The 18936-nt window shown below is 71.8% G+C and carries 18 protein-coding genes and 1 pseudogene; 15 read left to right on the forward strand and 4 right to left on the reverse strand.

What is annotated here, in order from left to right:
- Positions 1 to 25: 25 nt before the first annotated feature.
- Positions 26 to 397 (reverse strand): holo-ACP synthase, encoded by a 372-nt coding sequence (locus AB5J49_RS28975; protein WP_274242381.1) that lies wholly within the window; start codon positions 395 to 397, stop codon positions 26 to 28.
- Positions 398 to 552: 155 nt separating this feature from the next.
- On the opposite strand from AB5J49_RS28975, the gene AB5J49_RS28980 reads away from it, so the two are divergent.
- From AB5J49_RS28980 to AB5J49_RS29000, 5 genes are all read left to right on the forward strand, one after another.
- Entirely contained in the window at positions 553 to 1401 is an 849-nt protein-coding gene (locus AB5J49_RS28980; RefSeq protein ID WP_369175296.1) for a L,D-transpeptidase family protein, read from the forward strand.
- 74 nt (positions 1402 to 1475) lie between these two features.
- On the forward strand, positions 1476 to 2642 hold the full coding sequence (gene alr, locus AB5J49_RS28985) for an alanine racemase (RefSeq protein WP_369171742.1): 1167 nt from the start codon (positions 1476 to 1478) through the stop codon (positions 2640 to 2642).
- 211 nt (positions 2643 to 2853) lie between these two features.
- On the forward strand, positions 2854 to 4095 hold the full coding sequence (locus AB5J49_RS28990) for an alpha/beta fold hydrolase (protein WP_369171744.1): 1242 nt from the start codon (positions 2854 to 2856) through the stop codon (positions 4093 to 4095).
- Complete coding sequence (gene tsaE / locus AB5J49_RS28995; RefSeq protein ID WP_369171746.1) at positions 4061 to 4573, forward strand: tRNA (adenosine(37)-N6)-threonylcarbamoyltransferase complex ATPase subunit type 1 TsaE; 513 nt, start codon at positions 4061 to 4063, stop codon at positions 4571 to 4573. The genes AB5J49_RS28990 and tsaE overlap by 35 nt, the downstream gene beginning before the upstream one ends.
- Positions 4574 to 4729: 156 nt before the next feature.
- Complete coding sequence (locus tag AB5J49_RS29000) at positions 4730 to 4906, forward strand: hypothetical protein (protein ID WP_369171747.1); 177 nt, start codon at positions 4730 to 4732, stop codon at positions 4904 to 4906.
- Positions 4907 to 5007: 101 nt separating this feature from the next.
- On the opposite strand, the gene AB5J49_RS29005 is transcribed toward AB5J49_RS29000, so the two are convergent.
- On the reverse strand, positions 5008 to 5562 hold the full coding sequence (locus AB5J49_RS29005; protein ID WP_369171748.1) for a hypothetical protein: 555 nt from the start codon (positions 5560 to 5562) through the stop codon (positions 5008 to 5010).
- Positions 5563 to 5677: 115 nt separating this feature from the next.
- Here AB5J49_RS29005 and tsaB point away from each other — a divergent pair, with 115 nt between their 5' ends.
- The 4 genes from tsaB to AB5J49_RS29025 are packed head-to-tail and all read left to right on the forward strand — an operon-like array spanning position 5678 to position 8247.
- Positions 5678 to 6334, forward strand: a complete 657-nt coding sequence (tsaB, locus tag AB5J49_RS29010; RefSeq protein WP_369171750.1) for a tRNA (adenosine(37)-N6)-threonylcarbamoyltransferase complex dimerization subunit type 1 TsaB — start codon at positions 5678 to 5680, stop codon at positions 6332 to 6334.
- A gap of 56 nt (positions 6335 to 6390) precedes the next feature.
- Entirely contained in the window at positions 6391 to 6888 is a 498-nt protein-coding gene (rimI, locus tag AB5J49_RS29015; protein WP_369175297.1) for a ribosomal protein S18-alanine N-acetyltransferase, read from the forward strand.
- A complete protein-coding gene (gene tsaD, locus AB5J49_RS29020) occupies positions 6881 to 7993 on the forward strand; it encodes a tRNA (adenosine(37)-N6)-threonylcarbamoyltransferase complex transferase subunit TsaD (RefSeq protein ID WP_369171751.1) in 1113 nt (370 codons plus the stop codon). Before rimI ends, tsaD begins: the two co-directional genes overlap by 8 nt.
- Positions 7990 to 8247, forward strand: coding sequence for a hypothetical protein (locus AB5J49_RS29025; RefSeq protein WP_369171752.1), 258 nt, complete (start codon positions 7990 to 7992; stop codon positions 8245 to 8247). The genes tsaD and AB5J49_RS29025 overlap by 4 nt, the downstream gene beginning before the upstream one ends.
- A gap of 44 nt (positions 8248 to 8291) precedes the next feature.
- On the opposite strand, the gene AB5J49_RS29030 is transcribed toward AB5J49_RS29025, so the two are convergent.
- On the reverse strand, positions 8292 to 10601 hold the full coding sequence (locus tag AB5J49_RS29030; RefSeq protein ID WP_369171754.1) for a glycoside hydrolase family 3 N-terminal domain-containing protein: 2310 nt from the start codon (positions 10599 to 10601) through the stop codon (positions 8292 to 8294).
- 155 nt (positions 10602 to 10756) lie between these two features.
- Between AB5J49_RS29030 and AB5J49_RS29035 the strand changes: the two genes are divergently transcribed.
- The 5 genes and pseudogenes from AB5J49_RS29035 to AB5J49_RS29055 all read left to right on the forward strand — a co-directional run bounded on the left by AB5J49_RS29035 (position 10757) and on the right by AB5J49_RS29055 (position 16363).
- Positions 10757 to 11842: a LacI family DNA-binding transcriptional regulator gene (locus tag AB5J49_RS29035; RefSeq protein WP_369171755.1), complete on the forward strand. Its 1086-nt coding sequence runs from the start codon at positions 10757 to 10759 to the stop codon at positions 11840 to 11842.
- 100 nt (positions 11843 to 11942) lie between these two features.
- A pseudogene (locus AB5J49_RS29040) lies at positions 11943 to 13301 on the forward strand (endo-1,4-beta-xylanase).
- Between the two features lie 96 nt (positions 13302 to 13397).
- Positions 13398 to 14447: an LCP family protein gene (locus AB5J49_RS29045; RefSeq protein WP_369171756.1), complete on the forward strand. Its 1050-nt coding sequence runs from the start codon at positions 13398 to 13400 to the stop codon at positions 14445 to 14447.
- Between the two features lie 255 nt (positions 14448 to 14702).
- Positions 14703 to 15059 carry a YciI family protein gene (locus tag AB5J49_RS29050; RefSeq protein ID WP_369171757.1) on the forward strand — a complete coding sequence of 119 codons (357 nt, stop codon included), beginning with the start codon at positions 14703 to 14705 and terminating at the stop codon, positions 15057 to 15059.
- Between the two features lie 44 nt (positions 15060 to 15103).
- Positions 15104 to 16363, forward strand: a complete 1260-nt coding sequence (locus AB5J49_RS29055; RefSeq protein ID WP_369171759.1) for an RNA polymerase sigma factor — start codon at positions 15104 to 15106, stop codon at positions 16361 to 16363.
- 173 nt (positions 16364 to 16536) lie between these two features.
- Here AB5J49_RS29055 and AB5J49_RS29060 read toward each other — a convergent pair whose 3' ends face one another.
- Positions 16537 to 17814: a methyltransferase domain-containing protein gene (locus AB5J49_RS29060; protein WP_369171760.1), complete on the reverse strand. Its 1278-nt coding sequence runs from the start codon at positions 17812 to 17814 to the stop codon at positions 16537 to 16539.
- Here AB5J49_RS29060 and AB5J49_RS29065 point away from each other — a divergent pair.
- Positions 17797 to 18885, forward strand: a complete 1089-nt coding sequence (locus tag AB5J49_RS29065) for a polysaccharide deacetylase family protein (protein ID WP_369171761.1) — start codon at positions 17797 to 17799, stop codon at positions 18883 to 18885. The two genes, AB5J49_RS29060 and AB5J49_RS29065, sit on opposite strands and share 18 nt — an antisense overlap.
- Positions 18886 to 18936: the final 51 nt, after the last annotated feature.

The raw sequence follows: 18936 nt of genomic DNA on the forward strand, positions 1-18936 counted from the left end.
CCGCCGAGTGCGTGGTGGCGCGGGCTCAGCCCTCCGCCACCACCACCGCCGACGCCACTCCGGCGTCATGGCTCAGCGACACGTGCCAGGACCGTACGCCCAGTTCGGCCGCGCGTGCCGCCACCGTCCCCGTCACCCGCAGGCGGGGCCGGCCGCTGTCCTCGACGAACACCTCGGCGTCCGTCCAGAGCAGGCCCGAGGGGGCGCCCAGCGACTTCGCGAGGGCCTCCTTCGCGGCGAAGCGGGCGGCGAGCGAGGCGATGCCCCGGCGTTCACCGCTGGGCAGCAGCAACTCGCTCTCCAGGAAAAGCCGTTCGGCCAGCGCCGGTGTGCGTTGCAGCGCCGCCTCGAACCTGTCGATCTCGGCCACGTCGATTCCGACCCCGATGATGCTCATGCCGAGCACCCTACGGTCGGCCTCCCGCTCACCGATGCCGGCCTCCCGCTCCTCGTTAGGGTGACGCCGCCGCGCGGCACCCCCCGCACGGCAGGCCCTCACGCTTCTCTGTGCGCATGATGAGCGGACGTATCGCATGTCGGAGCATGGCCGTAATGCTCGCCGCGGCCACCTTGTTGCCCATCGGCAGCGCCTCGGCCGACCCCGTCCCCCCGGATTCCGGACCGCAGGCCGAACTCGTGCCCGGGATGCCCCTGGACGTGCTCCCGCTCTGGCAGACGGACACGCCCGACCAGGCGACGGCGCCGCAGGTGTACACGCCCAGCGTCGAGGAGGACGCCGTCGAGCCACAGGACGCGCCGGAGGAGGCGTACGACCGCGTCGAGTACGTCGATCCCATCGACGCCCTCGGGGGCGTGAAGTGCAGCGAGGAGACGGGCCCGCAGCAGCGGCAGGTCGAGCAGTGGCTGAAGCTGCCGGTGGACGGGGAGCAGTCGGCCGCCGACTGCCGGGCCATCCGCGCCTTTCAGGTGAAGCACAAGATCAAGCCCGCCATCGGGTTCGCCGGACCGGTGACCTGGGCCACCATGCAGCTCGTCTCCGCCGGGAAGAACCCGAACGCCGACAAGAAGTGCCCGGTGCGGCGGTACCGGGTCGTCTGTGTCGACCTCGACCGGCAGCTGACCTGGGTGCAGGAAGGCAAGCATGTCGTCTTCGGGCCCGTGCCCATCCGGAGCGGCCGGGAGGGATACGGGACGCGCACCGGATGGCACGCGGTCTACTGGCGGCACAAGAACCATGTGTCGTCGCTGTACAACAGCCCCATGCCCTACTCCCAGTTCTTCAGCGGGGGACAGGCCTTCCACGGTGTCTACGCCAGCATCTTCACCCCCATCGGCTCGCGGGGCTGCGTCAATCTGCTCCTGGACGACGCCCGGGAGCTGTGGGGTCTGCTGAAGCAGAGCGACCGCGTGTACGTGTGGGGGCACCGGTCGGAGCCGTAGACCCGGGAGCGCGACGGGGTTGGGGGTCCCGGCCCGGCGGCGCTGTCGGACCCCTCTGAGACACTGGGGGCGCGATGACAGAAACAGCAGCCCTGCGGACCGCGCCCCTGCGGGCCCGCGCCGAGATCGATCTGGCCGCCCTGCGGGCCAATGTGCGGACCCTGCGCGCCCTCGCGCCGGGCGCGGCCCTCATGGCCGTCGTGAAGTCGGACGCGTACGGCCACGGGGCGGTGCCGTGTGCCCGCGCGGCCGTCGAGGCGGGCGCCGGCTGGCTGGGGACGGCGACGCCCGAGGAGGCCCTCGTGCTGCGCGCCGCCGGGCTGGACGGCGTGCGGATCCTGTGCTGGCTGTGGACGCCGGGCGGGCCCTGGCGGGAGGCCATCGAGGCCGACGTCGACGTCTCCGTGAGCGGGATGTGGGCCCTACGGGAGGCCACCGAGGCCGCCCGGTCGGCCGGCGCCCCCGCGCGCGTGCAGCTCAAGGCCGACACCGGTCTCGGGCGCAACGGCTGCCAGCCGGGTGACGACTGGGCCGAGCTGGTGCGGGAGGCCGTGCGGGCCGAGGCCGGCGGACTGATCCGGATCACCGGGCTCTGGTCGCACTTCGCCTGCGCCGACGAGCCGGGGCATCCGTCCGTCGCCGCCCAGCTCTCCCTCTTCCGGGAGATGGTCGCCTACGCCGAGGCGCGGGGCGTGCGCCCCGAGGTGCGGCACATCGCCAACTCGCCCGCCACGCTCACCCTCCCCGACAGCCACTTCGACCTGGTGCGCACCGGGATCGCGACCTACGGCATCTCGCCCAGCCCCGAGCTGGGCAGCCCCGCCGACTTCGGGCTGCGGCCCGTGATGACGCTCTCGGCGTCCCTCGCCCTGGTGAAACACGTGCCGGGCGGCCACGGCGTCAGCTACGGGCATCACTACATCACCCCCGGCGAGACCACCCTCGGCCTCGTCCCCCTCGGTTACGCCGACGGCATCCCGCGGCACGCCTCGGGCGCCGGGCCCGTCCTGGTCGGCGACAAGTGGCGGACGGTCGCAGGACGGATCGCGATGGATCAGTTCGTCGTGGATCTGGGCGGGGACGAGCCCGAGCCGGGCGCCCGGGCCGTGCTGTTCGGTCCCGGTGACCGCGGTGAGCCCACCGCCGAGGACTGGGCGCAGGCCGCGGGCACCATCGCCTACGAAATCGTCACCCGGATCGGAACGCGCGTTCCCCGCGTCTATAGGAACGGGTCCACGTGATGCGGTCATCCGATGCGTCCATGTGATGCGTCCGTGTGAGTGCGGCTATGTGGGTGCGGCTATGTGAAGGGTGAAAGCGTCTAGGTGAATGAGGAACGAGACGGGTAACCCGTAGCGAAACATCGGAACCGAACACCTGCACCATCCACGACCTGATGTCACACCGGCGTCATCCGACCCACCGGCATTACCCAGCGAAGAGGAGCGGTACGTGAGCGAGAGCAGTGCGGAGGTCGTCGCGGCCGTCGCCTCCGCCACGGGGGCGGCCGCGAACTGGCGCAGGGCCACCGGTATCGCCGGCGCCGCGATAGGCGTGATCGCGGCGGGGGCGGCCGCAGGCGTCGCCATAGAGCGGATGACCGTGGGCCGGGGCATACGGCAGAAGGCCCGCCTCGCCCTCGACTCGACGGGGCCGTACGGCTCGCTGCGCGGCATGCCCGGCAAGGCGTACGCCGACGACGGCACCGAGCTGTACTACGAGGTCGACGACATCGACCCCGAGGCGGCCCCCGCCCTCACCCCGCGCCGGCGACGGCTCTTCGGGCGCAAGGCACCCGCCCCCGTCACCGTCGTCTTCAGCCACGGCTACTGCCTCAGCCAGGACTCCTGGCACTTCCAGCGCGCCGCGCTCAGGGGCGTCGTACGCACCGTGCACTGGGACCAGCGCAGCCACGGCCGGTCCGGGCGGGGCGCGGCCCAGGTCGAGGAGGGCGTGCCGGTCGACATCGAGCAGCTCGGGCGCGACCTGAAGGCCGTCATCGACGCCGCCGTGCCCGAAGGGCCGATGGTGCTGGTCGGGCACTCCATGGGCGGGATGACCGTGATGGCGCTGGCCGACCAGTACCCGGAGCTGATCCGCGACCGGGTCGTCGCCACCGCCTTCGTCGGTACGTCCTCCGGACGGCTCGGCGAGGTCAACTTCGGGCTGCCGGTCGCCGGTGTGAATGCGGTACGGCGGGTGTTGCCGGGCGTGCTCAAGGCGCTGGGGCAGCGGGCCGAGCTGGTGGAGCGGGGCCGCCGGGCCACCGCCGACCTGTTCGCGGGGATCATCAAGCGGTACTCGTTCTCGTCGCGGGACGTCGATCCTGCCGTCGCCCGGTTCGCCGAGCGGATGATCGAGGGGACGCCGATCGACGTGGTCGCGGAGTTCTACCCGGCCTTCGCCGACCACGACAAGACCGAGGCGCTCGGTCTCTTCACGGACATGCCCGTGCTCGTCCTGGCCGGTGTGGGCGACCTCGTCACGCCCAGTGAGCACAGCGAGGCCATCGCCGATCTGCTGCCGGACGCCGAGCTGGTCCTGGTGCCGGACGCCGGGCACCTGGTGATGCTGGAGCACCCGGAAGTGGTCACCGACCGCCTGGCCGACCTGCTCACCCGCTCGGGTGCCGTGCCCGCAGGGGCTACCGTAAGTGGCTATGGAAGCACCAGCAGCACCGCACAACGCGGGTGACCTCGAGCTGACCGTCACTTCTCCCGATCAGATGCGGGAACTGGGCCGCCGCCTGGCCAAGCTGCTGCGCGCGGGCGACCTCCTGATGCTCAGCGGGGAGCTCGGCGCGGGCAAGACGACGCTCACCCGGGGGCTCGGCGAAGGAATGGGAGTCAGGGGAGCGGTCACGTCCCCGACCTTCGTGATCGCTCGCGTGCACCCCTCCCTCGGCGACGGCCCGCCGCTCGTCCACGTCGACGCCTACCGGCTGGCCGGCGGCCTCGACGAGATGGAGGACCTCGACCTCGACGTCTCGCTGCCCGAGTCGGTGATCGTCGTGGAGTGGGGCGAGGGCAAGGTCGAGGAGCTGACCGAGGAGCGGCTGCAGGTCGTGATCCACCGGGCCGTCGGGGACACGACCGACGAGGTACGGCATGTGATCGTGACCGGGCTCGGGGAGCGGTGGGCGGCGGTGGACCTGAGCGTGCTGTCCGCGTGAGCGGGTGGCGGTCCGGGTGAGGAGGATGCGTCGGATGAACATTCCGACAAGACGTCGGCAAGATATTGCATTTGCGGTCTTGCACGTGGTCACATGGTATCCAGTTCGTAGTTAGGTCTACCTAACTACGTCCCCTCCCGGCCCCAGGAGGCGTTCATGTCGGCTTCGGAGAACAAGGTCCAGCAGCGGCCGCACGTGGTCGCCGGGGTGTCCATGCGTGATCTGCTGGCGGCCGGTGCCGCCGCGAACGTGATCTCGACCCCGCCGCGGGCTCCTGAGCCGGAGGCGACTCGGCTGCCGCCGGTCGATCAGGGGCATCGCGAAGCGGCGTAGCTCCGCTGGTTGTGCCGTGATGGAAAGTGCCGCGTTGTGCCGTCGTGCGTCTGCGGCAGCGTCGGGCGCTGTCGAACCGTAGTGGACTTCGTCTGCCCCACTCAGGGGATCACGGCTACCGTTCGGCCGATTGTTGCGAAGTCCCACATCGCCGCGCCGTCCGCCCGTGACTCGCGGATGCCGCCCGTCCGCACGGCCGGGGCGGGCCGGGGCGTCGAGCCGTCGACGGCCGCGCTGAAGCCGATGGTGACGCCTTCCACGTCGCTGAAGCGGACCACGTGCTCGATGGCGGCGCCGTCCGTGCCGGTGATCGCCTTGGAGCGGGACGTGACCATGTAGACGCCCGGTGCCGGGTCGACCGATCCGGCGGTGACGCGGAACGTGCGCTTGACCGCGTCGCCCTCACCGACCAGCCACACCCGGTCGTCGTCCAGCGCGTACACGACCCGCACACCCGTACCGGACCCGGCCGGCAGCGCGCCGGGGCCCGTCCCGTCGCGCGGCCCCTGGGCGGCGCTCGCCGCGGGTGAGCTGCTCGCCCGGGGCTTGCCCAGGCCTGCCGGGACGCCGGCCTGGGCCTGGTAGGCGAGGAAGCCGACGGTCGCGAGGGCGGCCGCGGTGAGCACCACCACGAATCCGGAGCTGCTCCTTGCCACCGTCGCCCACCTCCGTCGTTCGCGTCGTGCGTCGTGATCAAGCCCGACCGTAGCAGTCGTCAGGCGTGCCGCCGGGGCGGCACTTCCTGGGGCGAGAGCGCCGTAGGCTGTTTGCGTGCTCTTGCTCGCTCTGGATACCGCCACCCCCGCCGTCACCGTCGCGCTGCACGACGGTACGGACGTCATCGCCTCCTCGAGCCAGGTGGACGCCCGCCGGCACGGCGAGCTGCTGCTGCCGGCCGTCGACCGGGTCCTCGCCGAGACCGGCCTGCGACTCGACGCCGTCACCGGCATCGTCGTCGGCATCGGCCCCGGCCCCTACACCGGGCTGCGCGTCGGTCTCATGACCGCCGACACCTTCGGGCTCGCCCTCGGCGTCCCCGTGCACGGCGTGTGCACGCTCGACGGCCTCGCGTACGCCGCCGACATCGAGAAGGGCCCCTTCGTCGTGGCGACCGACGCCCGGCGCAAGGAGGTCTACTGGGCCCGGTACGCCGACTCCCGTACGCGCCTGACCGACCCGGCCGTCGACCGGCCCGCCGACATCGCCGACCAGGTCGCCGGGCTGCCCGCCGTCGGCGCGGGCGCGCTGCTGTACCCCGACACCTTCCCCAGCGCCCACGAGCCCGAGCACGTGTCGGCGGCGGCCCTCGCCGGGCTGGCCGCCGAGAAGCTGGCGGCGGGCGAGGAACTTGCCGCGCCCCGGCCGTTGTACCTGCGCCGGCCCGACGCCCAGGTCCCCAGGAACTACAAGGTGGTCACCCCCAAGTGACAGGACAGCCGAACGGACCGCAGACCGGGCCGCCCGTGACTCCTGTGCTGCGCGAGATGCGCTGGTGGGACATCGACGCCGTACTGAGCCTGGAGAAGGACCTCTTCCCCGAGGACGCCTGGTCCCGGGGCATGTTCTGGTCCGAGCTGGCCCACTCGCGCGGGCCCGAGGCGACACGGCGCTACGTCGTCGCCGAGGAGGGTGAACGGCTCGTGGGCTACGCCGGCCTCGCGTCCGCCGGGGACCTGGGCGACATCCAGACCATCGCCGTCGCCCGTGACTACTGGGGGACCGGTCTGGGCGGCCGTCTCCTCACCGAACTGCTGCAGGCCGCCTCCGCGTTCGAGTGCGCGGAAGTGATGCTGGAGTGCCGCGTGGACAACGTCCGGGCGCAGAAGCTCTACGAGCGCTTCGGCTTCGAGGCCATCGGCTTCCGGCGGGGCTACTACCAGCCGGGGAACGTGGACGCCCTGGTGATGAGACTGACCACGAAACCCGATGGCGGCTCCGCCGCGGGTTCAACTTCCGTACAAGGAACCGAGATCAATGGCTGACTCACGCGACGAGCCGCTCGTACTCGGCATCGAGACCTCCTGCGACGAGACCGGCGTCGGCATCGTCCGCGGTACCACCCTGCTCGCCGACGCCATCGCCTCCAGCGTCGACGAGCACGCCCGCTTCGGCGGAGTGGTGCCGGAGGTCGCCTCCCGGGCGCACCTGGAGGCGATGATCCCGACGATCGACCGCGCGCTGAAGGAAGCGGGGGTCAGCGCGAGGGATCTGGACGGTATCGCCGTCACCGCCGGCCCCGGGCTCGCGGGCGCGCTGCTGGTCGGTGTGTCGGCGGCGAAGGCGTACGCCTACGCGCTGGGCAAGCCGCTCTACGGCGTCAACCACCTCGCCTCCCACATCTGCGTGGACCAGCTGGAGCACGGCGCGCTGCCGGAGCCGACGATGGCGCTGCTGGTGAGCGGCGGGCACAGCTCCCTGCTGCTCTCGTCGGACATCACCTCCGACGTCCGCCCGATGGGCGCGACCATCGACGACGCGGCGGGCGAGGCCTTCGACAAGATCGCCCGGGTGCTGAACCTGGGCTTCCCGGGCGGCCCGGTCATCGACCGCTACGCGCGCGAGGGCGACCCGGCGGCGATCGCCTTCCCGCGCGGTCTGACGGGGCCGCGCGATCCGGCGTACGACTTCTCCTTCTCCGGTCTGAAGACGGCGGTCGCCCGCTGGATCGAGGCCAGGCGTGCGGCGGGCGAGGAGGTGCCGGTGCGGGATGTGGCGGCTTCCTTCCAGGAGGCGGTCGTGGACGTGCTGACCCGCAAGGCCGTTCGCGCCTGCAAGGACGAGGGTGTCGACCACCTGATGATCGGCGGCGGCGTGGCGGCCAACTCCCGGCTGCGGGCCCTGGCCCAGGAGCGCTGCGAGGCGGCCGGGATCCGGCTGCGGGTGCCCCGGCCGAAGCTGTGCACGGACAACGGGGCGATGGTGGCGGCGCTGGGCGCGGAGATGGTGGCGCGGAATCGGCCGGCGTCGAGCTGGGACCTGTCGGCGGACTCCTCGCTGCCGGTGACGGATCCTCATGTGCCGGGCACCGGCCACTCCCATGACCACGACCATGTGCACGAGGTCAGCAAGGAGAACCTGTACTCGTGACGGTCGCGTTGATGTGGGAGGCGCGGGCGGTTCCCGGGCGGGGGGAGGAACTGCTCGCCTGGGCCCGGGCGCAGGAGCCGGCCGTACGGCCCCTGCGCCGGGAGGTCCTGCGGGCCCCGCAGGACCGGGTGCTCGTCATCACGTGGTGGGAAGCGGAGTTCGACGCCGAACTGCCTGAACTGCCGGAGCCGACGGAGGAGTTGGTGACTCGGGCGGTGCATCGGTGGCGGTTCGAGTCGGTGGCGACGGACTGAGCGGGGACGCCTGCGACGTGAGCTTGCGGGAGGGACGCCGCGCGTCACTCCGGCGCCGACACCTCCGTCACGCACCGCAGCCTGCGGTCCGCCCCCAGCTCCCGTACCGGACCGGCGAGTTCCAGCCGCACCGTGTGCCGTACGTCCGCGCTGGATGCCGCCAGCCGTAGCTCCAGCACACCCGGTTCGACCACCCGTCGGCCCGAGCGGTCCGTGAACGAGGACAGGTCGGTGTGGAAGCGGAAGGTGACCCGGCTCGCCTCGCCCGCCGCCAACTCCACCCGCTGGTAGCCGATCAGCCGCACGTCCGGCCGGGTCACCGACGCCACCGGGTCGTGCAGGTACAGCTGGACCACCTCCGCGCCCGCGCGCTCGCCCGTGTTACGGACCGTCACCGACACGTCGTACGACCCGTCCGTGCCGATCTCCGCCTCTCCCGCATCCACGGAGTCCCACGCGAACGACGTGTACGACCGCCCGTGCCCGAACGCGTACATCGGCGTCGGATCCAGGTTGCTGACCTCGCCCGCCAGCCCCAGCGGCGGCTGGAGGTACGTCCACGGCTGGCCCCCGGGCACCCGCGGCACACTCACCGGCAGCCGCCCCGACGGGTTGACCCGCCCCGAGAGCACTCCCACCACCGCCGGGCCGCCCTCCTCGCCCGGGAAGAACGCCTGGACCACCGCCGCCAGACGCCCGTCCCAGCGGCCCAGCGCGTACGGGCGCCCGGTGAGCAGCACCAGCACCACCGGGACGCCCGTGGCCACGAGCGCGTCCAGCAGGTCTCCCTGCACACCCGGCAGCCGGAGGTCCGTCACATCGCAGCCCTCGCCCGAGGTGCCCCGCCCGAACAGCCCCGCCCGGTCGCCCAGCACCGCCAGGCACACGTCCGCCTCCGACGCCCGCGCCACCGCCTCCTCGAAGCCCGCCGGGTCCGGGTCCAGGACGCCGCACCCCTCCGCGAACGTCACCTTGGCGTCGGGGAGTTCGGCGCGCAGGGCCTCCAGGACCGTCGGGATCTCGATGCCCATCGGCACCTCGGGGTGGTGCGTGAGGACGTGGGACGGGAAGGAGTAGCAGCCCAGCATCGCCAGGGCGTCCGCCGCGCGCGGGCCCACGACCGCGATTCGGGCGTCCGGGGGAAGCGGGAGGACGCCGTCGGGGTTGTCCAGCAGGACCACCGACTCCTCGGCCACTCGGCGGGCCAGCGCCCGGTTCGCGGGGGAGTCCAGGTCGATGCGGGCCGCCGCCGGCTCCGGCGTCCAGTCCTCGTCCAGGAGGCCCAGCTCGCACTTCTGGAGCAGGACCCGGCGGGCCGCGCGGTCCACCAGCTCCTCCTGGATCCCGCCCGACCGGACGGCCTCCACCAGCGGGGTCCCGTAGCACTTCACGGTCGGGAGTTCCACGTCGATGCCGGCCGCCAGTGCCGTGTGCGCCGCTTCGGCCGGTGAGCCCGCCACGCGGTGCAGGGTCTGAAGGAACCCGATGCCGAAGTAGTCGGCGACCACCGTGCCCGTGAAACCCCATTGCTCGCGCAGGAGTTCGGTCAGCAGCGCCGGGTCGGCGGAGGCCGGCACGCCGTCCGTCTCGTTGTACGCCGCCATCACCGAGCGCGCCCCGCCCTCGCGCAGCGCCATCTCGAACGGCGGCAGGGTGACGTCCGCGAGTTCGCGGATGCCCGCCCGTACGGGCGCGAGGTTGCGGGCGCCGGCCGAGGACGCGTACCCGGCGAAGTGCTTGAGCGTCGCGATGACGCCGGCCGACTCCAGGCCCCGGACGTACGCCGCCCCGATCGTGCCGACCAGATACGGGTCCTCGCCGACGGTCTCCTCGACCCGGCCCCAGCGCGGATCGCGTACGACGTCCAGGACGGGGGCCAGACCCTGGTGGACGCCGGCCGAGCGCAGGTCCTGGCCGATGCGCCGGGCCATCTCCTCGACGAGCGGGGGGTTGAAGGTGGCCCCCCACGCGAGCGGGACCGGGTAGGCCGTGGCCTGCCAGGCCGTGAAGCCCGCGAGGCACTCCTCGTGGGCCACCGCCGGGATGCCGAAGCGGCCGGCGGCGGTGATACGGCGCTGGGCGCGGGCCAGTGCCTGCGCGCCCAGCGCCGGGTCCACGGGGGCGGTGCCGAAGGAGCGGGTGAGCTGGCCGAGGCCGAGGGTGATCAGCTCGTCCCAGTCATGGTCGGCGGTCATGTCGTGCTGGTGCGGGGCGACTCCCTCGCCGTCCGAGGCGGCGCCCACCCACACGCCGTACAGCTGGGCGGTCTTCTCCTCCAGGGTCATCCGGGAGAGGAGGTCGTCGACGCGGGCGGCGGCGGGCAGGGCGGGGTCGCGCCAGGGGGCGGTGGTCATGAAACTCCTGTCCGGGCGATGGCTGGAAACTCCTGTCGGGGCGGTGACGGGACAACCCACTCGCGAATGTTTCGTTGTTCACCTCGAATGTTCCGGGAACCTAGGCGTGGTGAGAAGGGTTCGTCAAGGGGGCGTGCAGGGATACGATCGCCGCCATGACACCCTCGGAGCCCGCCGAAACCCGGACGACAACGCGTGAAACCCGGACGACATCACCGTCGGCCGGGCGGTCCACGCAGACCGCCACGCTCGCCGAGATCGCCCGCGAGGCCGGCGTGTCCGCGCCGACTGTTTCGAAGGTCCTCAACGGACGAGCCGACGTCGCCCCGGCCACCCGCAGCCGCGTCGAGGAACTCCTGCGCGCCCACGGCTACCGGCGCCGCCGCGCCGAGGCCAGCCGCTCGCCCCTGATCGACCTGGTCTTCCACGAGCTGGAGAGCGCGTGGGCGATGGAGGTCATCCGGGGTGTGGAGAACGTCGCCCGGGACGCCGGGCTGAGCGTCGTGCTGAGCGAGAGCGCCGGGCGACTGACCCCCGGCCGGACCTGGGCCGACCAGGTCGCCGCCCGGCGCCCGCACGGCGTGATCCTGGTGCTGTCCGGCCTCGACGAGTCCCAGCGCGCCCTGCTGACCAGCCGGTCGATCCCGTTCGTGGTGATGGACCCGGCGGGCGACCCGGGCGCCGACGTGCCGTCCATCGGGGCGACCAACTGGCAGGGCGGGCTGGCCGCCACCCGGCACCTGGTCGAGCTGGGGCACCGCAGGATCGGCGCGATCACCGGGCCGTCCCGGATGATGTGCAGCCGCGCCCGCATCGACGGCTACCGCGCCGCCCTGGAGACGGCCGGCCTCCCGGTCGAGCAGGACCTGATCCGGCCCGGCGACTTCCACCACGAGACCGGCTACCGGCAGGGCCTGGAACTGCTGCGCCGCCCGGACCGGCCGACCGCCGTCTTCGCCGGCAACGACCTCCAGGCGCTCGGGCTGTACGAGGCCGCGCGCGAGCTGGGACTGCGGATTCCGGAGGACGTGAGCGTGGTCGGCTTCGACGATCTGCCGATCGCACGCTGGGTGGGGCCGCCGCTGACGACCGTGCGGCAGCCGCTGACGGAGATGGCGGAGGCGGCGGCGAAGCTGGTCCTCGACATCGCGCGGGAGGAGGGGACACCGGCGGCGACGCGGGTGGAGCTGGCGACCAGCCTGGTGGTGCGGAGCAGTACGGGGGAGCCTTCGGCGGTTTAGCGGGGAGAGGCCTGTTGCTGTATTGACGGGTGTTCCGCGGCGCCCCACACTGCACCGAAGCCAGTCGGTTGTTCAACCGAAACTTTCGGAGGCGCCCGCAATGAGATCTCTGAGAACAGGCTTATCCCTCGGATCACTTCTCACCGGCGTCGCGACGATCGGAGCCCTCGTGCTCACGGCGCCCGCGGCGCACGCCGCCGACACTCCGCTGCGCGACCTCGCCGCCGCCAAGGGCAAGGTCATGGGGACGGCCGTCACCGGTTCCAAGCTCACCGGCGCCTACGGCGACATCGCGGGCCGGGAGTTCAACGCGCTGACCCCCGGCAACGCCATGAAGTGGGGCTCGGTCGAGCCGACACGATCCACCTTCGACTGGGCCGAGGCCGACCGGATCGTCGCCTTCGCCGAGGAGCACGGCCAGCAGGTGCGCGGCCACACCCTGGTCTGGCACAGCCAGAACCCGAGCTGGCTGACGAACGGCAGCTGGACGTCGGCCGAGCTGAGCCGGCTGATGACCGACCACATCGCCACCGAAGTCGGCCGCTACAAGGGCAGGTTGGCGACCTGGGACGTGGTGAACGAGCCGTTCAACGAGGACGGCACCTACCGGCAGACCCTCTGGTACAACGGCCTCGGCGCCGACTACATCGCCCAGGCCCTGACCGCGGCCCGCGCCGCCGACCCGAGCGCCAAGCTGTACATCAACGACTACAACGTCGAGGGCGTGGGCGCGAAGAGCACGGCGTTGTACAACCTGGTGCGGTCCCTGAAGGAGCGCGGGGTCCCGATCGACGGCGTGGGACTCCAGGCCCACCTGATCCTCGGCCAGGTGCCGTCGACCATGCGGCAGAACATCCAGCGGTTCGCCGATCTCGGCGTCGACGTGGCGATCACCGAGCTGGACATCCGTATGCAACTGCCCGCGGACAGCGCCAAGCTGACGCAGTAGGCCGCCGACTACAAGGCGGTCATGAACGCCTGCCTCGCGGTGTCCCGGTGCGCCGGCGTCACCGTCTGGGGCTTCACCGACTCCGACTCCTGGATCCCGAGCACCTTCCCCGGGCAGGGCGCGGCGACGCCGTACGACGAGAACTACGCGCCGAAACCGGCGTACCACGCGATCGCCGAGTCGCTGGGCGGCGGCACGACGACCCCGCCTCCCACGGACGCGTGCACGGCGGCCTACAGCGTCACCAGCCAGTGGAACACCGGCTTCACCGGGCAGGTGAAGATCGCCTGCTCGGGTGCGGCGCTGTCGTCCTGGAAGGCCGGCTGGGCCTTCGGTGCGGGCCAGCAGGTCACCCAGGCCTGGAACGCGACGTGTGCGCAGTCGGGGGCGGCGGTCACCTGCTCCAACGCTTCGTACAACGCGTCGGTTCCCGACGGCGGTTCGGTGACCTTCGGGTTCAACGGGTCGTGGAGCGGGAGCAATCCGGTGCCCACGGTGACGCTGGGCTGAGCGCGGGTTCGGATCGGGCGGGGAAGTATGAGATTTTCCGAAGAAAAGACGGTCTGACGTTCCTGCCCGTAATAAGTCGGACTTACGTTCCTCTCCGTGACTGGACAAGACGAGAACGGGGACGACGGCAGACGCGCGGGCCGGCGGTCGAGAGCACTGAAGACCGCCGGCCTCGTCCTCGCGGGCGCCCTGGTGCTGGGCGCGGGAACGGCCGGCTGGGCCTTCTGGCACCTGAACGCCAACATCAAGAGCGTCGACATCAACAACGCGCTCGGCGACGACCGCCCCGCGAAGGCGGTCACGACACCGTCGCCGTCGGCCTCCGCGTCCCCCTTGCCCACGGGGTCCCTGAACATCCTGGTCCTCGGCTCGGACTCGCGCAGCGGCGAGGGGAACCAGGAGCTCGGCGGGGGCAGCAGCGCCGGAGCCCGCTCGGACACGGCGATGGTGGTGCACATCGACGCGGGCCGTTCGAAGGCGACGGTCGTCAGCATCCCGCGCGACACCCTGGTCACCCGCCCCTCCTGCCCGCTGTCGTCGGGCGGTTCGACGGAGGTGGCGTACGGCACGATGTTCAACAGCGCGTACGCGATCGGCGGCCCCGTATGCGCGGTCAAGACGGTCGAGACGATCACCGACGTCCGCATGGACCACTTCATCGAGATCGACTTCTCCGGCTTCGCGAAGCTGGTGGACGCGCTGGGCGGCGTCACGGTCACCACGGACGAGGACATCGACGACGAGGACAGCCACCTGACGTTGGAAGCGGGCACCCACCACCTCGACGGCAGGACGGCCCTCGCCGTGGCGCGCACCCGCCACGGCATAGGCGACGGCAGCGACCTCGGCCGCATAGGCCTGCAGCAGAAGCTGGTGAAGGCGCTGCTGGAGCAGATCTCCTCGACCGATCTCCTCACCGACCCCGCCAAGCTCTACAAGGTCGCCGACGCGGTGACGGGCAGCCTGACGACCGACACCGGCCTGGACTCCCTGAGCGAGCTGATGTCCCTCGGCGAGAGCCTGAAGGGCTTGTCGGCGGGCGAGGTGAAGACGGTGACGATGCCGGTGGTCACGGCGGCGTCGGACGTGAACCGGGTGGTGGCGGACGAGCCGGAGGCGGGCGAGTTGTGGGAGTCGTTGCGGTAGGGGAGTCGCCTCGGGCGCACGGGGCCCCTGCCGCTCGAGCTGTGCCCGGGCTCGCCGTGGTGCAGACGCGCGTACGACAGCCACTGCCGAGGCTCGGGATCCCGCCCCGGAGGCCGGTGCTGCCTGCGGGAACGCCCGCCGGAGAAAAAAGTTCGAAGAATCCCGGCGAGCGTGTCGATCCGGGTGTCTCCCGTTCGACGCAGGGGTGAGAGGCCGGGAAGGACCGGCCCATCCGATCCGACCCGAGGAGTCACCATGCCCCGCTATCTGTCGCTCGTGCAGATCGACGAGAACACCATGCCCGCCGAGGGCCCCAGCCCCGAGCTGATGCAGCGCATGGGCGAACTGATCGAGGAGGTCACCAAGGCCGGCGTCATGCTCGACACAGCCGGGCTGACCCCGTCCGCGCAGGGCACCCGCGTGCACTGGGAGGGCGGCAGGATCTCCGTCACCGACGGGCCCTTCACCGAGGCCAAGGAGGTCATCGGCGGCTACGCGATCATGCAGTGCAAGGACAAGGCCGAGGCGCTGGAGTGGACCAAGCGGTTCCTGAAGGTGCACGAGGAGTTCTGGACGGTGACCTGCGAGGTGCGGGAGATCGCGGAGGGCTGAGCCTTCCTTTGCCCGGGGCCGCGTGGGGTGTTCGATGGTGGGTTGTGGAACCACAGCCCACCGCCGACCCGCGCGGTACCGTCGAAACCGTCTTCCGCATCGAGTCCCCCCGCATCATCGCCGGCGTCGCCCGCATCGTCCGCGACATCGGCATCGCCGAGGAACTCGCCCAGGACGCACTCGTCGCCGCCCTGGAGCAGTGGCCCCGCGACGGCGTGCCCGACAACCCGGGCGCCTGGCTCATGGCCACCGCCCGGCACCGCGCCGTCGACCTGATCCGCCGCCGCGAGAACTACGTCCGCAAGCTGGCGGAGATCGGGCGGGACCTGGAGACGACGACCCCGCCCGAGGAGCCCGCCGACCCCGACGACATCGACGACGACCTGCTGAGGCTCGTCTTCACGGCATGCCACCCGGTGCTGTCTCCCGAGGCCCGCATCGCCCTCACCCTGCGCCTCCTCGGCGGCCTGACGACACCGGAGATCGCCCGCGCGTTCCTGGTCCCGGAGCCGACGATCGCCCAGCGCATCGTCCGCGCCAAGCGCACACTCGCCACGAGGAACGTCGCCTTCGAGGTCCCGTACGGCCCCGACCGCGAGGCCCGCCTCGGCTCGGTCCTCGACGTCATCTACCTGATCTTCAACGAGGGCTACGCCGCCACGGCCGGCGACGACTGGCTGCGCCCCGGCCTGTGCGAGGACGCGCTGCGCCTGGCCCGCGTGCTGTCGGGACTGATGCCGAAGGAGCCGGAGGTGCACGGCCTGACCGCCCTCCTCGAATTCCAGACGTCCCGCGCGGCAGCCCGCACCGGCCCCGCCGGCGAACCGATCCTCCTCAAGGACCAGAACCGCCGCCGCTGGAACCGCATGCTCATCGCCCGCGGCATCAAGGCGCTGGGCCGTGCGGATGCCACCGCCACGGGCGCCCCGGGCCCGTACGCCCTCCAGGCAGCGATCGCCGCCTGCCACGCGCACGCGTACACGTACGAGGAGACGGACTGGAAGAGCATCGCCACCCTGTACGGCCTGCTGTCCGCCCGGTCCCCTTCCCCCGTGGTCGAGTTGAACCGCGCGGTCGCCGTGTCGATGGCGGACGGCCCGGAACCCGCCCTGGAGATCGTCGACGCCATCGCCGCCGAACCGGCCCTGCGGGACTACCACTTGCTGCCGAGCGTGCGCGGCGACCTGCTGCTGCGTCTTGGCCGTACGGCGCAGGCGCGGGCGGAGTTCGAGCGGGCGGCGGGGCTGACGCAGAACGAGCGGGAGCGGGAGATGCTGCTACGCCGGGCGGCTGAGGTCGCGTAGGGCGAAAAGACCGCCTGTGTCAGTGGCCGCTGCCAGAATCGACGGGCGGTCAGGAAAACGGGGCACGGGGGGCGGTGCCTTGAGCGGGCCGTACTGGGCGGCGAGGCTCTCCTGAGGTCGGTGGCCGGCGTCGCGGACGACGCCGAGAGCGTCGTCGGGCTCCCCTGACCGGGCTAGGCCGGCCGCCCGACGAGCATCGTCGGCGCCCCCGCCACCCGCGTCAGGAACACGGTCGCCGAATGGGGCCCCTGAGGCTTGACCTTCCTCCGCAGCTCCTCCGGCTCGACGGCGGAGCCGCGCTTCTTGACGGTGAGGACGCCCACCTCCCGCTCACGCAACAGCGCCTTCAACTTCTTGACGTTGAAGGGAAGTTGGTCGGTGATCTCGTACGCCGTGGCATACGACGTCGCGCGCAGCTCGTCCGCAGTGATGTACGCGATGGTCGCGTCGAGCAGCCCGCCGTTCAGCTGGTCCGCCACCTCGGCGACCAGATGCGCCCGGATGACGGCGCCGTCGGGCTCGTACAAGTACCGCCCGACGGGCCGGACTTCGGGGTCGGGCAGTCCCCGGGAGAGCAGGGAACGGGGACCCGGCAGCAGCGTGGCCCGGACCGCCCCGGCCTGCGTTCCGAACCACAGCACCGCTTCCTTCACATCCCCGCCGTCCGAGATCCACTCCGCCTCGGCCTCGCCCGGTACGGCCTCGTGCGGAATGCCGGGTGCGATCTTCAGCGCGGCGTGAGGAGCCTTGCGGGCGGCATCGAGAGCCCAGGACAGCGGGGGCGAGTACGCCTCGGGATCGAAGATCCTCCCGCGACCGCCCCGGCGGGCGGGGTCGACGAACACGGCGTCGTAGCCGGTCGTGTCCACCTCGGTGACGTCGGCCTCCCGCACCTCGATGAGGGCGGTGAGGCCGAGGCCCTCCGCATTCGCCCGCGCCACCGCCACCGTCACCGGATCCCGATCCACCGCCAGCACCCGGATCCCGGCCCGCGCCAACGCGATCGCGTCGCCCCCGATCCCGCAGCACAGGTCGGCGACCGATCCGACCCCGAGTTGCTTCATCCGCCCGGCCCGATACGAGGCGACACTCGCCCGCGTCGACTGCTCGACCCCGTTCGGAGTGAAGAACATCCGCCGCGCGTCCACCGCCCCGAACTTCGCCACCGCCCGCTGCCGCAGCCGTGCCTGGCCGAGCGCCGCCGACACCAGCTCGGCGGGATGCTCGCGGCGCAGCCGGGTGGCGACGGCGAGTTCGTCGGCGGGGTCGGTGTCGCGTACGGCGTCGAGGAGGGCGCGGCCCTCGGGGGTGAGCAGGCGGGAGAAGGAGGCGAGGTCGTTCACCGGGTCATTGTCGGCCAGTCGGTGGATGGTCCGCCTCCGGCGGCGGTGTCGGCCGATCTTCGGGGCGGGGGCCTGCGAGGATCCGACGCCATGCGAGTAGTACGACAAAATGACAAGAGTCGCCGCAATGGGGGAGTCGCGGGGCGCGGTCATCGGGCAGCCGGGCGGGCGGTCGGGCGTTACCGGATCCGCGGTGGAATCGCCGCGCTCACCGCCGCCGCCATCGCCTCGGGGTGTGCGCAGGGCGGCGGAGGTGGACAGGGCGGCGGAGGCCGGCATGAGGCCGTACGCCCCACGCCGAGCCGGCAACCCCTCAAGGCCCCACCTCCGAGCGAAACCTCGGGCGCGCCTGCCAAAGGCCCGCACGCCAAAGACCCGCACGCCAGGCACCCGCACGGCAGGGACCCTCATGCCAAAGACCCGCAGGCCAAGAAGTTCCAGTCCGCCCAGGCCGCTCGCGCCGCCCGGGTCGCCGCCGCGAGGCGCTGGCGCCTGGCGCGCGTCCCGCTCACGCCCCCGCCGCCACCCGCCAGGAAGCCGGAGATCACCACCCGCGACGGCTTCGAGGTCGACGGGCACGAGGAGCTCGGCCTCCCGCCGGTCTTCACGACCGTCCCCACCAAGCAGAGGGTCGTCTTCCTCACCATCGACGACGGCGCCGAGAAGGACCCGGCGTTCCTGCGGATGATGAGCGAGCTGCAGGTGCCGTACACCGCCTTCCTCAGTGACTACCTGATCAAGGACGACTACGGCTACTTCAAACGGATGCAGCGCGGCGGAGTGGTCCTGAACAACCACACCCTCCACCACCCCTACCTCCCGGCCCTCTCCTACTACGGCCAAAGGCGTGAGATCTGCGGCATGCAGGAGGTGATGGAGAGGCGTTACGGCAAGCGCCCGCTGCTCTTCCGCCCGCCCTTCGGCAACTACAACAGGAACAGCCTGCGCGCCGCGAAGTCCTGCGGCATCGAGTACGTCCCGCTGTGGAACGAGGAGGTCTTCGTCGACCGCTGGGACTACCGCGAGTGGGACCGGAAGATCCGCCCCGGTGACATCGTCCTCAGTCACTTCCGGGGCAGGGACGAATGGAAGGGCACAATGCCCGACATGATCCGCCGATTCCTGAACAAAGTGACGGCCGAGGGGTACGCGGTGGCCCGGCTGGAGGACTACCTGTGAGGCCGGCGCCGGCATCGATGCCGGCGCCCGAGCCGGGGGCTTTCACCGCCG

The sequence above is a fragment of the Streptomyces sp. R28 genome, from assembly GCF_041052385.1.
Classification (GTDB): domain Bacteria; phylum Actinomycetota; class Actinomycetes; order Streptomycetales; family Streptomycetaceae; genus Streptomyces.